7 protein-coding genes and 1 other annotated feature (1 of these 8 only partly in view) are annotated in these 13,926 nt (G+C 32.1%); of the genes, 4 read left to right on the forward strand and 3 right to left on the reverse strand.

Going from position 1 to position 13,926, the window contains the following annotated elements:
- Positions 1-205: a binding site (T-box leader), on the forward strand (it extends 51 nt beyond the left edge of the window).
- A gap of 41 nt (positions 206-246) precedes the next feature.
- On the forward strand, positions 247-1,917 hold the full coding sequence (gene gltX / locus IAI10_RS21755) for a glutamate--tRNA ligase (RefSeq protein ID WP_315675419.1): 1,671 nt from the start codon (positions 247-249) through the stop codon (positions 1,915-1,917).
- A gap of 51 nt (positions 1,918-1,968) precedes the next feature.
- Positions 1,969-2,136: a DUF3787 domain-containing protein gene (locus tag IAI10_RS21760; RefSeq protein ID WP_315675420.1), complete on the forward strand. Its 168-nt coding sequence runs from the start codon at positions 1,969-1,971 to the stop codon at positions 2,134-2,136.
- A gap of 73 nt (positions 2,137-2,209) precedes the next feature.
- Here the strand turns inward: IAI10_RS21760 and nifJ are convergent, their stop codons facing one another.
- Positions 2,210-5,737 carry a pyruvate:ferredoxin (flavodoxin) oxidoreductase gene (nifJ, locus tag IAI10_RS21765; RefSeq protein ID WP_315675421.1) on the reverse strand — a complete coding sequence of 1,176 codons (3,528 nt, stop codon included), beginning with the start codon at positions 5,735-5,737 and terminating at the stop codon, positions 2,210-2,212.
- Positions 5,738-5,943: 206 nt separating this feature from the next.
- Between nifJ and IAI10_RS21770 the strand changes: the two genes are divergently transcribed.
- Positions 5,944-8,178, forward strand: coding sequence for a diguanylate cyclase (locus tag IAI10_RS21770; protein WP_315675422.1), 2,235 nt, complete (start codon positions 5,944-5,946; stop codon positions 8,176-8,178).
- A gap of 330 nt (positions 8,179-8,508) precedes the next feature.
- Positions 8,509-10,719 (forward strand): UvrD-helicase domain-containing protein, encoded by a 2,211-nt coding sequence (locus tag IAI10_RS21775; RefSeq protein WP_315675423.1) that lies wholly within the window; start codon positions 8,509-8,511, stop codon positions 10,717-10,719.
- 11 nt (positions 10,720-10,730) lie between these two features.
- On the opposite strand, the gene IAI10_RS21780 is transcribed toward IAI10_RS21775, so the two are convergent.
- Both IAI10_RS21780 and IAI10_RS21785 read right to left on the reverse strand, forming a co-directional pair.
- Positions 10,731-11,597 carry a LysR family transcriptional regulator gene (locus IAI10_RS21780; RefSeq protein ID WP_315675424.1) on the reverse strand — a complete coding sequence of 289 codons (867 nt, stop codon included), beginning with the start codon at positions 11,595-11,597 and terminating at the stop codon, positions 10,731-10,733.
- A gap of 157 nt (positions 11,598-11,754) precedes the next feature.
- Positions 11,755-13,830, reverse strand: coding sequence for a YhgE/Pip domain-containing protein (locus IAI10_RS21785; RefSeq protein ID WP_315675425.1), 2,076 nt, complete (start codon positions 13,828-13,830; stop codon positions 11,755-11,757).
- Between the last annotated feature and the right edge of the window lie 96 nt (positions 13,831-13,926).

A 13,926-nucleotide genomic window follows, 5' to 3' on the forward strand; every position in this document is an offset into this window, starting at 1 on the left:
GATGATGGTGGAAATTCGGCATTTGAATTCTTTGAAAGAAGCCTTGGAGCATGGAATTGAAAAACATTGAGTAGATTCTACGGAGTTCTTCACGTTATTGGAGAAGTTAATTGAAGTTTTTGTGGCCAAAAAATTTCAGCTAATTATTAAGTGGAACTATTGTCAATTTAGGTGGTACCGCGGAAGATAGTCTTTCGTCCTATTAGGATGAAGGGCTTTTTTATTTATAACGAAAGGATGGATAATATGGATAATTATAAATTAATTGCAGATTTACTTCTGCCTGATATAAAAACTACTACTGAATATTATGAAAAAATATATCCTGAAAGACAATTAAAGGATGGAGCTATGATTACTAGATTTGCTCCAAGCCCTACAGGATTTTTACACTTAGGAAGCATATTTGGTTCTTTAATTGATGAAAGATTGGCTCATCAGACTGGCGGCATCTTTTATTTAAGAATAGAAGATACTGATAAAAAACGAGAAGTGAAAGGGAGTATAGAGGACGTCGTAAAAGGGCTTAAGACTTATAATATTTTTTTTGATGAAGGAAGCATTGATGAAAAAAATGAAAAGGGAGCTTATGGTCCATATACGCAAAGTGATAGAATTGATATCTACAAATGTTATGTTAAAGCTCTTATAGAAAAGGGATTAGCATATCCATGCTTTTGTTCTAATGAAGATTTGAATAATCTTAGAAAGTTTCAAGAGAGCATAAAGGTGAATACAGGGTACTACGGGAAATTTGCTAAGCATAGAAGTATAAAATTGAAAGAAATAGAGGAAAACTTAGCCTCTGGAAAGGAATATGTAATTAGATTAAAATCACAGGGGACTCCTGATAAAAGGATTACCTTTAGAGATAGGATAAAAGGAGAAATTAGTATGCCTGAAAATATTCAGGATATTGTAATATTAAAATCCGATGGACTTCCAACCTATCATTTTGCTCATGCAGTAGATGATCACCTAATGAGAACCACATTGGTGGTAAGGGGTGAGGAGTGGCTTTCTTCTACACCTATTCATATTCAACTTTTTGATATGCTTGGCTTCAAAAGAGTGGAGTATGCTCATACTTCTACATTAATGAAAATGGATGGAACATCTAAAAGGAAACTCAGTAAGCGAAAAGATCCAGAGCTTTCTTTTAATTACTATGATGAACAAGGATATCTGCCTAAAGCTGTTATAGAATATCTTCTGCATATAGCAAATTCAAATTTTGAAGATTGGAGAAGAGAAAATAAGAAAAAGGCCTATACAGAATTCTTTGTAGATATAGAAAAGATGAGTGCTTCGGGAGCTTTATTTGATTTAAATAAGCTTATGGACATAAGCAAAGAAATGGTGGCTGATATGACAGCTGTAGAAGTATATAATTCTTATATAAAGTGGGCAGAAGTCTATGATGAGGAAATGGCTAACCTATTTAAGTCCGATAAAGATTATGGAATTAAGGTATTTAATATAGAAAGAGAATCTGAAAAACCAAGAAAAGATATAAGTAAGTGGACAGATGTGAAAAAAGATTTATATTTTTTCTTTGATGAATTATATGATTCTTATAATAAAATGTTTCAATTCCCAGAATTCATGGATAAAAAAGCAATTAAAGAAATTTTAACAAAGTATAAAGAATTTTATGATGATAATGATGACCAAGAAAAGTGGTTTAATAATTTGAAGAAATTTGGTGAAAGCTTAGGATATGCCTCTAAAGTTAAAGATTTTAAGAAAAATAAGGATAAATATAAAGGTCATGTAGGTGATGTAGCTATGGTTATAAGGATTGCTTTAACAAAAAGTAGCATCACTCCAGACTTGTATGAAAGTATTAAGCTTATAGGAAAAAGCAGATTTGAAAAAAGATTAACGGAAGCAGCTGATTTTTTAGGTGGCATTTAGTATTTGATTTTTAAAAATGCAGATACTATTTAAAAGAGAGGAGGAGTAACTATGGGAAATGATAAAGTGAAGGATGCATTTATTAAGATACCTATCGAAAAGCATGATACAGCTGCTTGGGCAAATGAAGATAAATTAAAACCTGTTTCTCAGGTGAGTATTCCTAGCGAAGTGGACGTGATAAATGCTAAGGAATATGTGGATACTAATGAAAAATAATATTATATAATTTATAAAAGGTACTATTTTTAATGATAGTACCTTTTAATCTGCTTATTTTTTAGGTTTTGTTTTAATACTGCAGTTCTGATAGTTTTCTGTAGAGCATGTATCTGTCTTGAGCCAAATCTTCAGATAATTTAAAGGCTTCGTCCACGCTATCAGGGAAGACATTCATCAGTGATGCGTAACGTATCTCTCCTTTAATAAAGTCTATATAAGAGCTATTTGGCTCTTTGGAATCTAATACAAAAGGATTCTTTCCTTGATTTTTTAACAGAGGATTATATCTGTAAAGATGCCAGTATCCAGATTCAACTGCTTTCTTCTCTTCATTTATGCTGGTACCCATGCCTGTTTTGATTCCATGGCTTATGCAAGGAGCATAGGCTATAATAAGAGAAGGTCCGTTGTAAGCTTCAGCTTCAGATATAGCTCTGATGGTTTGATTCATATTTGCTCCCATTGCTATTTGTGCCACATAAACATTACCATAGGTCATAGCCATAAGCCCAAGATCTTTTTTCCTTGATCTCTTACCGGCAGCAGCAAATTTGGCAATTGCTCCAGCTGGTGTTGATTTTGATGACTGCCCGCCTGTGTTAGAATAGATTTCTGTATCCATAACAAATATGTTAACATCGTCGCCCTGAGCTAATACGTGATCCAGTCCTCCGAAGCCTATGTCGTAGGCCCAGCCATCTCCTCCGATGAACCAATGAGATTTTTTCACCAAGAAATCTTTTCTGTTTATAATTTCTTTTAATACTGAATTTTGGTTTATATTTTCCTTATTTATATTGGCTAATATTTTGCTTGAAGCTTCAATGGAGGCCTTGGCATCATTAATGCTATCTAGCCATTCTTTGAAAGCTTCTTTAAGCTCAGAATTGATGTTCGTTCCTAAAGCTTCATTCATTAAGTCAGTTAATTTTCTCCTCATTTGATTAACAGCTAGGAACATTCCATAACCATATTCAGCATTATCCTCAAACAAAGAATTACCCCAAGATGGACCTTTACCTGCATCATTTGTGGTGTAAGCAATGGAAGGTGCACTTCCTCCCCATATTGAAGAACAGCCTGTAGCGTTAGCAATCATCATTCTATCACCATATAGCTGGGTAAGAAGCTTTATATATGGCGTTTCTCCACAACCAGGGCAGGCACCATTAAACTCTAACAAAGGTTTTGCAAACTGGCTTCCTTTTAATGTATTGATATCCATAAGGTTAAGTTTATTTGTTATGGTTATAGCAAATTCAAAGTTTTCAGCTTGTTCATGAATCTGCTCCTCAGCAGGTTTCATAATCAATGCTTTACCTGGAGCAGGGCATACATCTGCACAGTTGCCGCATCCAGTACAGTCTAAAGGACTGATTTGAATTCTGTAATGAAGCTTTTCGAAGCCTCCTTTTCCCATTGGAATTTTGGTATAGAAGGTTCCGGGAGCTCTGTCGTTTTCTTCATCAGTAAGAAGACAAGCCCTTATTACTGCGTGCGGACACACTAAGGAGCACTGATTACATTGAATACATTTATCTATCTGCCATTCTGGTATTCTTACGGCTATTCCACGTTTTTCATAAGCAGTTACACCTAGCGGGAAAGTACCGTCCTCCATTCCGTTAAAAGCGCTTACTGGAAGATCATCTCCTTCTTGTCTTGCCATAGGTCTTTCTATATTTTTTATAAATTCAGGCAGATCTTTTTTTGTTACTTTTTCATCTGATGCGTTTTCCCATTCTTTAGGTACATTGATTTTGTGAGCTGCCTCGGCACCCTTTGTAATAGCCTGCTTATTAGATTCTACGATGCCCTGACCTTTTTTCCCGTAGGTTTTTTCTACGGAATTCTTTAAATATTCAAGTGCTTCATCAATAGGTATTATATTAGCAAGTTTAAAGAATGCAGCCTGCATTACCATGTTAATTCTAGTACCTAACCCTACTTCTTGAGCTATTGATATGGCATCTACTACATAAAAATTGATATTGTTTTTAGATAAATACCTCTTAACATATCCCGGAAGCTTCTCGTTCAATTCTTCCTCCTTCCAAGGGCAATTTAATACAAAGGTTCCATTTGGCTTTAAACCTTTTAATACATCTAAGTTATACAGGAAGGACTTATTATGACAAGCTACATAGTTAGCCTCATAAACCAGATAAGGTGATTTTATTGGTTTTTTGCCGAATCTTAAATGGGATACAGTACTTCCCCCGGATTTTTTGCTGTCGTAGGAGAAATAAGCTTGAGAATATAAATCTGTATTATCTCCTATTATTTTTATAGCAGTTTTGTTAGCTCCCACTGTTCCGTCAGAGCCTAATCCATAAAATTTGCAGCTTACGGTTCCTTCTGGAGTGGTTTCTATCGGTTCTTCCTCAGGAAGTGAAGTATTAGTTACGTCATCGATTATGCCAATGGTAAATCTATCTTTAGGAGAATTGCTTTTTAAATTATTAAATACCGCCAGAATTTGAGATGGGCGAGTATCCTTTGAAGCTAATCCATAACGACCGCCTACCACTAAAGGTTTAGTTGGAGAATTATAAAGTACTTTTACTACATCTAGGTATAAAGGTTCTCCAGTAGAACCTGGTTCTTTTGTCCTATCTAAAACAGCAACTTTTTTAACTGTTTTAGGTAAGGCTTTAAAGAAGTAATCGCTGCAGAAAGGCCTGTAAAGATGAACTTTAATTACTCCAACCTTTTCTCCTTTTCCTCTTAGATAATCTATAGTTTCTTCTATGGTATCACATATGGATCCCATGGCTATAATTATGTTTTCAGCAGCAGGATCGCCGTAATAATCGAAGGGATGATAGGATCTTCCTGTTATTTTTTCAATATCTCTCATGTAACCTTCTACTATGTCTGGCACTGCATCATAAAATTTATTAGCAGATTCTCTCTCCTGAAAATATATATCCGGATTTTGAGCAGTTCCTTTTACGGAAGGATGCTCTGGATTTAAGGCTCTTTCTCTGAAAGCTTGCAAAGCAGTATAATCTATAAGCTTAGCCACATCTTCGTAATCGATGACTTCAATCTTTTGATATTCATGGGAGGTTCTGAAACCATCGAAGAAATGAAGAAAGGGAACCCTGGATTTTATAGTAGCCAAATGAGCGATGTTTGCTAGATCCATTACTTCTTGCACACTAGAAGAGGCTAACAGGGCAAAACCAGTTTGCCTTGCAGCCATGACATCCTGATGATCACCCAAAATAGATAGAGCATGAGTGGCCAAAGCGCGGGCGCTTACGTGGAACACTCCTGGGAGCAGTTCACCTGCTATTTTATACATATTAGGAATCATAAGCAAAAGCCCTTGAGATGCAGTATATGTAGTAGTGAGAGCACCAGCTACCAGTGAACCGTGCACAGAGCCTGCTGCACCTGCTTCTGATTGCATCTCAACTACCTTTACGGTTTGACCGAATATATTTTTTTTACCATGAGCAGACCATTCGTCTACACCTTCAGCCATTGGAGTAGAAGGGGTGATTGGATATATAGCTGCTACATCTGTAAAGGCATAAGAAGCCTCTGCAGCGGCTTGATTTCCATCCATGGTTTTCATTTTTTTTGCCATATAAAGTTCCTCCTTGTTTAAAATTATGACATTAGTATTTGCCAGCAAAAGAAATTGAATGCACAGAAATTAAAAATTGTGCTTTAAAAGCTTTGCTGTTAATTCAAAACTGCGGTAGTATAATTGAAATTTATAGAATAAAAATAAAACTTTATATGATATAATGAAAACTAGATAAAATATTTAGTGTTTTTTGGGGGAAATGCATGAAAAAACTGATTAAGATTGCAAATGCAATAATAATTTTATCTTTGATTATAATATTATTTAATATATTTAACGGTATTGGAAAAAACCATGATTATGTTAAGAACGGAACAATAGATGTTACGAATATTGAAAACGCATCACCTATAGAATTAAGCGGTACATGGGAATTTTACTGGAATGAGCTTCTATCTTCTAATGGCGAGATATTGGACAAATCGAAAAAACAAATGGTACAAGTTCCAGCTTACAATTGGAGCCAATATAAAGATAAGCAAGGGAATAAATTGCCTTATGAAGGATATGGTACATATAGGCTTTTAATAAAAGCTAATATTAATCAGAGATTAGCAATTAAACTCCCCCAAATAAGTACTTCGTATAATCTATGGATTAATGGAAAATTATATTTTTCCAGCGGTAAAGTCGGTGGAAATAAGAAATTAGCTGAACCAAAGTGGACGACAAATGTAGTTAATTTCACAGCTGAAAAAAATATTAATGAATTAGAATTAGAGGTATGTAATTTCAGCTATTATCGCTCAGGTATAACTTTACCAATTATCATAGGAAGTGAAGGTCAGATACAGAAATTAAAATATTCGGGACTGTTTACTGAAGCGTTTATTTCCGCATTGCTATTTGGAATGTCGATATTTTTCTTTATGTTTTATATTATACACTCTAGAAGCAAACAATACGCTTATCTAGCACTGTATGCATTGGCTATTGCTATAAGACCTTTACTTTATGGTGAATGCTACTTTAACTATTTATTTCCTAATATAAGTTTTGATATAAACACTAAAATTTACCTTATAGATTTCGTTGCGATACAATTATTTTTCCTTTATTTTTATTATCAATATGAAGAACTATTAAATAGAAATGTAGTTCGAGCTTCAGGGATAGCTTTAGGTTTTATAATTTTTATAGGTATTTTGTTGCCTGTAAAATATATGATATATTCTGCATATTTATGTGAAATTATGATACCTATTACCTTTACTTTGTGCTTTTATTTGATATATAAGACTTATAAAAAAGGATATGACTATGCTTTAACTAATTTTTTAAGTGTATTTATGATGGCATTTTTAGCTCTAACAGATGTTTTAAATAATAATAAGGTAATTCATCTAAGCATATATTATACTCCAATTTGTATGGTAATAATAACGGGTATTCAAGCATTTTTTCAAGTAGGAATATTTAGAGAAAGTGCACTTTTGAATGAGAGATTAAGCTACGAAGTTGAAATAAAAAATTTAAAGCTTGAATATGAAACCTTAGAAAGAAAATTGGCAGAAGCGTTAAATCAAAGCTTAAAATCAATGATGAGTACTTTGGATATTAAGGAATTGCTTATGATTATGGTAAATAATCTTAATAATATTGTTAATTATGATATTTGTGTTATAATGCTCAGCGTATCTGAAACGGAGAGCTATATAGTTAGTAAAAGAGAAGATAAAAATGTAAAGTTTTTAAAATATGATACACCTTTTAGATGCAATAAAAAATTGACTCCAGAAATAACTTATAAATATCTCAATGGTAAAAATTTGATTTCAAAAACCTTAAAGAGAAAAGATAAGTTACTATGTACAATTGATGTGGTGGCAAGAGAAACAAAATACAATATTGAAGACATAATTCGTCTAGTAGATTTGTATTCAGAGCAATCTGCTCTAATTATAGAAAATGCCGTATCGTATTCGAAAATAAAGGAATTTGCTGTTTATGATGAGCTTACTAAGTTATATAATAGGCGGCATTTAATGAAGCTTGGGAAACAACAATATGATGAATCTGTAAAGGAAGGTAGTTTGAATTACGCAGTAGCTATGTTGGATATAGATAATTTTAAAATGACTAATGATACTTACGGACATCTATTTGGAGATGAGGTAATAAAAAATGTAGCAGCATTGTGTAAAAGGTACATGCCTTCTAATTCAATCATGGGGAGATATGGCGGCGAGGAATTCATAATATTTTTTAATGGGAGAAGCTTAGATAATATTCTAAAGTCCTTAGAAATTTTGAGGGATAAGGCCTCGCAATATAAATATAATTTTATGGAATACCATGGTGTTCAAGTAACTATAAGCATAGGTGTAGCTGTAAAAAGTGATTATAATCAGCAGCTAATAGATATTATTAATAATTCAGATAAGGCTTTGTACTCTGCTAAGCGAGCAGGAAAAAACTGCATAAATATATTTGGATAAAATTTACTGCAGGTGATAATTTATATAAAACTAAAAAACTTGGCAGAAATCAAATTTTTATTTAAAGTCTATATTTTACTGATTTATGAGGCTATGCATTAACGCATAGCTAATTTAATTAGCTGGAATTAAAACATCAATATATAGACAAAAAAAGCTAAGAATTAGAATCTTAGCTTTGGTATTTACAAAAGCATAAATTTATAATAAAATTAATAATTAACATTATAATAGCAATAATATCATAACTATAAAAATTATACTATTATAATATCATTAACTGTTAACCATGTCAAGTGAATTAATTAAAATTTATGGGAGAGTGATTAAATGGATGATTTTAAAAGCAATTACGAGGAAGAAGATATATATTTAGGAAAAACTCTGAATATAATTAAAAATAACGTTAATAAAGAAGAAGATGCCATTAATCCTAAATTGTCAAAGCTGTTGAAAAGTGCAAGAGATATGTGGGAGGAAGGAGCACATTCATCTTATGAATTTGAAAAAATTCCAGAGATGAATCAATATTTACAGGAACTAAAAAGCCATGAAAGGGATTACGGAAGTACTATAAAAAAGATTGATCGTTATAATAGAATGCTGAAATCTCCTTACTTTGGAAGATTTGATTTTATAGAAAGGGGTGAACTTGAAGCAGAAAAAATTTATGTTGGATTATATAATCTTATGGATGATACTGAAAATGATATTTATGTGTATGATTGGAGAGCGCCCCTATGCAGTATATTTTATAGAAATGAATTGGGTAAGGCAAATTATAGGTCACCCATAGGAGTGATAGAGGGAGAAGTTAGCTTAAAAAGACAATATAAAATAGAGGATTCTAAGCTGAAGTATTTTTTTGACAGCAGTATAACCATAAATGATGAAATGCTTCAGGAAGTTCTATCAAGAAATTCATCTCCTAAGATGAAGAGCATAGTAGAGACCATTCAAAAAGAACAGGATATAGCTATAAGAGATACTGAAAACGAACTGCTGATAGTTCAGGGAGCTGCAGGCAGTGGAAAAACTTCTATTGCGCTTCATAGAATAGCTTTTTTACTCTATGAAGGATTGAAATCCAAATTGAATATAAATAATATTGTGGTTATTTCTCCAAACTCATTATTTAGTGAATATATTTCAGATGTGCTGCCAGAGCTAGGAGAAGAAAATGTTAAACAGCTGACTATAGATAATTTTATAGAGAACGAAAAAAGACAGCAGCAAATGGAAAGTATTATAAGCCTTCAAGGAAAAAAAGAGTTTTTTATTAGACTTGAAAGTATAAAATTTAAAAGTTCAGAGGAGTTTGTAATAATACTAGATAGATTTATAGAATATTGGGAAAGAAAAATTAATCCTTTTAGAGATATATACTATAATGGAAAAATTGCTATAAAGGCAGATGAAATAAAAAATATGTTTCTCAATAATAAAATAAATATGCCTGCAGCAAAAAGGCTTAAAAGGATAGAAAATATTATTTTAGAAAAAATTCATTCAATGCGTAAAGCTAGATTAGATACCATCGAAAAGGTGGTGACTGCTGTTACAGAAGATCATATCCTTGAAATTAAATCTTTTAGCAGATTGTTAGCCGTTAAGGAAGCTAATAGGCTTATGAAATATATTAAAGGCTTTACTGAAATAGAAGAGTTAAATTTATATAAGGGTCTATTTAATGATAGAACTCTATTTTATAGATTGGCTAAAGGTTTAGAGCTTCCAGCTTCCATAGAAGAAATTATAAATTATACAAAGGAAAAACTAAATAGACATGTTATATTTCACGAGGATGAGCTTTCAATGCTGTGCATGAAATTAAAACTCAGAGGAAATGATGAATTTGGAGAAATTAGGCAGGTAGTGATAGATGAAGCACAGGATTATTATCCCATACATTATCATATTTTTAATCTACTATTTAAAAACGCTAGGTATACGGTGGTAGGAGATATAAATCAAACTTTAGAGAAGCCAGGGAATGAGGAAATATATGAATATATAAATCACATATTTAATAAGAAAAAGTCTGTAAAGCTAACTTTAAATAAAAGCTACAGATCCTCCTATGAAATTAGTTCTTTTAATCAGAAACTTATAGGAAAAACAGATGATAGTATTTCTTTTGATAGGCATGAAGCATACCCACAGGTTAAAGCAGCAGATAATTTACAGATGCTTAATGAAAATATTTGTATGGATATAAATAAGTTTTTTCAAAAAGGATATAAATCTATAGCTATAATAACAAAATCTCAGCAGGAAGCAGAAAATGTAAAGCAACAGCTTCAAGAGTCAATAAATGTGGTTACATTAAATGATAAAAGTTATAAAAATATAAGAGGTTCTGCAGTAGTTATACCAGCTTATTTAGCCAAAGGATTGGAATTTGATGCAGTAATTATATATGAGGTATCAAAGGAAAAATATAAAAGCGATTTTGATAAGCGGCTTTTATATATAGGATGTACAAGAGCCTTACATCAATTAGTATTATATTATGTAGGTGATAAGAGTAATTTTATTTAAAGCACATGTAATCAGAAATTTTCAATCATAAATTTTTTGAAATTTTCGCAGGCTGAAGACATATATTTTTCTTTATTCCAGCATAAAACTATCTTCATAGAAGCATTTACATCTTTTAATTTAAGTACTTTATAAGGTTCATTGATGTAGGCTTTAGTTACTGATAGAGGTACTAAGCATATTCCACGTTCCAGCATTAGAATTTCGTACATTAAAGCGTCATCGACTTCAAATATGACCTTAGGAGTGAAACCTGCACTAAGACATAAATCGTCTGTCAATTTTCTGTAACTATATCCGTTAGCGAGAGCTATAAAATCTTCGTTTTCTGCGTCGCTTAAGTTTATTTCATCATTTTTAGCCAATCTATGATTAAGAGGTACCACCAATACTATTTCGTCTTCTCTTAAAATAGTAAAGCTAATCTGAGGATGATATACGGGAGGTGTTCCAATACAGAAATCAATCTCTCCCTTAAGCAGATCGTTTTTCATTTCCTCCATGGTATTAAAATATTGATGTACTGTTATTTCTGGATGCGCATATAGAAAATCTCTAAGAATGCCTCTCAATATTCTAGTATTACTGGTAACTATAGATATACTTTTTAAATTTGAAGCTAAAGCATCCTTTATCTCATTCTTAGAGTCTTCTATTTCATTAAATATATTATTTACGTGTTTTAAGAAAATTTCTCCTATTTTATTAAGCTCTATATTTCGTCCTCTTCTGGTGAAAAGAGGGGTGCCTAATTCTTCCTCTAGTCTTGAAATCATAATGCTTAAAGAAGGCTGACTTATATTTAATATTTTTGCAGCATTAGTTATATGCTGAAGCTCAGCTACAGTTTGAAAATATTTAAGTTGAAGAAGTTCCATATGTTAACACTCCATTATTTAATTTTGTACAGAGCTTTGTTTTGATCGGTGAAAGCCTTTATCAACATTCTTTTAAACATAGCCTAGTATAAAGTAAATAATATAGCAAAAAAATATAAGTTACAAGTTTATTTTTACTTGTAACTTATATAAATAATTAAGCAGCCTTAGCATTTTGCATTTTTTGCGGAGTTTTCTTATTTCTTATTATATTTATTAATAAGGAAAAAGCTATAAATATTATCATGAAAATTAATAGCACAATAATATTTTTGTCATATACTGATGAATTTATACCACTTATGACCATTCTTAAGGAACTTACAGAATAAGTCATAGGAATAAATTTATTTATGATTCTATAAAATGCTGGAGCAGTTTCTATAGGAAAAGTTCCTGCGCAAGAAGCTAATTGAAACAGGAATACAATAAACATAATAGGAGTGCCTATAATTCCTAAAGCACTGGTTACCCCATAGATTATACTAAAGAAAACTATAGCCGTAAAAATGTTATTTAAATAAAAAGTAACTGTATTTGCTACATCCATTTTTATGAAAGCTATCATAACAAAACTTAAAAGCAGGGCTTGTACGGATGCGATAAGGCTTCCAAAAATAAATTTACCTAAGAAGCTATTTATATATTTGCTTTCATCCTTCAATTTCTTTAATATGGAGAAGAGTAAATTAATAAACATAGCGCCAAGCCAAAGTGATAATGACATAAAGTAAGGTGCTAATCCTTCCCCGTAGTATTTGACTTTATTTATAGATTTGTCAGTTAGTACAATTGGATCAGAAATAAAATCAGACATAGCATCAGATGTAAATTTTAAATTATTATTGATTTTGTTATAACCTTCCTGCAATCCACTGGTTAATTTACTGCTTCCTGTATTTATAGAGTTTATACCGTTGTTTAAACTTGAAACTCCATCATCTAATTTAGAAACTCCAGAATAAAGCTCAGAGGTTTTCTCTGTAACTGTATTTAAGCCGTTCAGCAAAGATGTGTTACCTGATTCTAGAGCGGATGCACCTTGAAGAAGCTTATTAGCCCCATCTAAAGCTGTAGTTTGACTGGAGCTAACTGTATCAGCTAATGTCTGAGTTCCTGCAGACACAGCATCAGCTCCTTGCTGAAGATTATTAAGCCCAGTTATTAATGGAGTAAGTTGATTGCTAGTACTTCTTAGCGGAGAACTAATATTTGTTTTTATATCACTGTTTTTTATTGCATTGGTGATTTGAGAAGCCTTTTCTATATTATTTATATCTTCTGTGCTGAAACTTCCTTTAGAAGTAAAATCAGCTACTGCTGACTGCAATAGGGTGTTAGCAGTTCCTAAATTCTGTGCTACAGAATCTATTCCGTCTGCTGCTTTATTTAAGCCTTCAGATAATTTAGTTTGAGTTGTCTCAGCTCCTTCTTTAGCCTGAGTTACTCCTACAGATACTTGTTTTGCTCCTCCAGTGAGAGCACTAAGCCCTTCATTGCCTTGAGAAAAAGCGGTTTTAAATTTATTTAGACCGTCTTTTAGGGAACTTGTACCATTCAGTATTTGCTGCTGGGCTGTGGATATTTTTTTTAGACCATCATGGAGGCTGCCTATTCCTGCTAAGGCAGTGTCCATACCATTTTTTATTGTGGTGCCACCATTAAATAAATCACTGCTGCCTTTTTCAATTTGAGCTGATCCATCTGCAGCGGTTTTTAAAGGATCTTTCATATTGTAAAGATTGTCTACTAATACTTTGGATAAATTTTTCTGAAGATTTTCTGATATGCTGGTTTTTATACTTTGGGCAACCTTTGAAGATACTTGGGAAAATACATAGTTTTTTCCTATGTTTGCTTCATAGATTATTTCAGGTTTAACTATTTTACCATCTTTTACATCTGATATCTTCTTTGAAAAGTCCTCAGGGATAATTATCATTGCATAATACTTGCTTCCTTCTACGCCGTTTTTGGCATCCTCATAATTTGTAAAAGTCCAATGCACTTGAGTATTATCCTTTAGTTTGTTTTTAAGATCTTCTCCTATGCTGTATTTTTCATCATCTTTATATACTTGCTTGTCCAAATTTACAAAGGCTACAGGAACATTGTCTACTCCTCCGTAGGTGTCCCAAAAAGCTTTAAGATATATTGAAGAATAAAGCATAGGAATAATTATTACTGCGATTAACGCTACGATTAAAATTTTAAAAGTTTTGCTTTTTTTCATTCGTTCACTCCCTCATAAATATTTTATAAATATATATTAGTATTAAAATTACATAGAGTCCAATATATATTTGTATATAAATTGATATAATATATT

The organism is Clostridium sp. 19966 (genome assembly GCF_032335695.1).
Taxonomy (GTDB): Bacteria; Bacillota; Clostridia; order Clostridiales; family Clostridiaceae; genus JACTOJ01.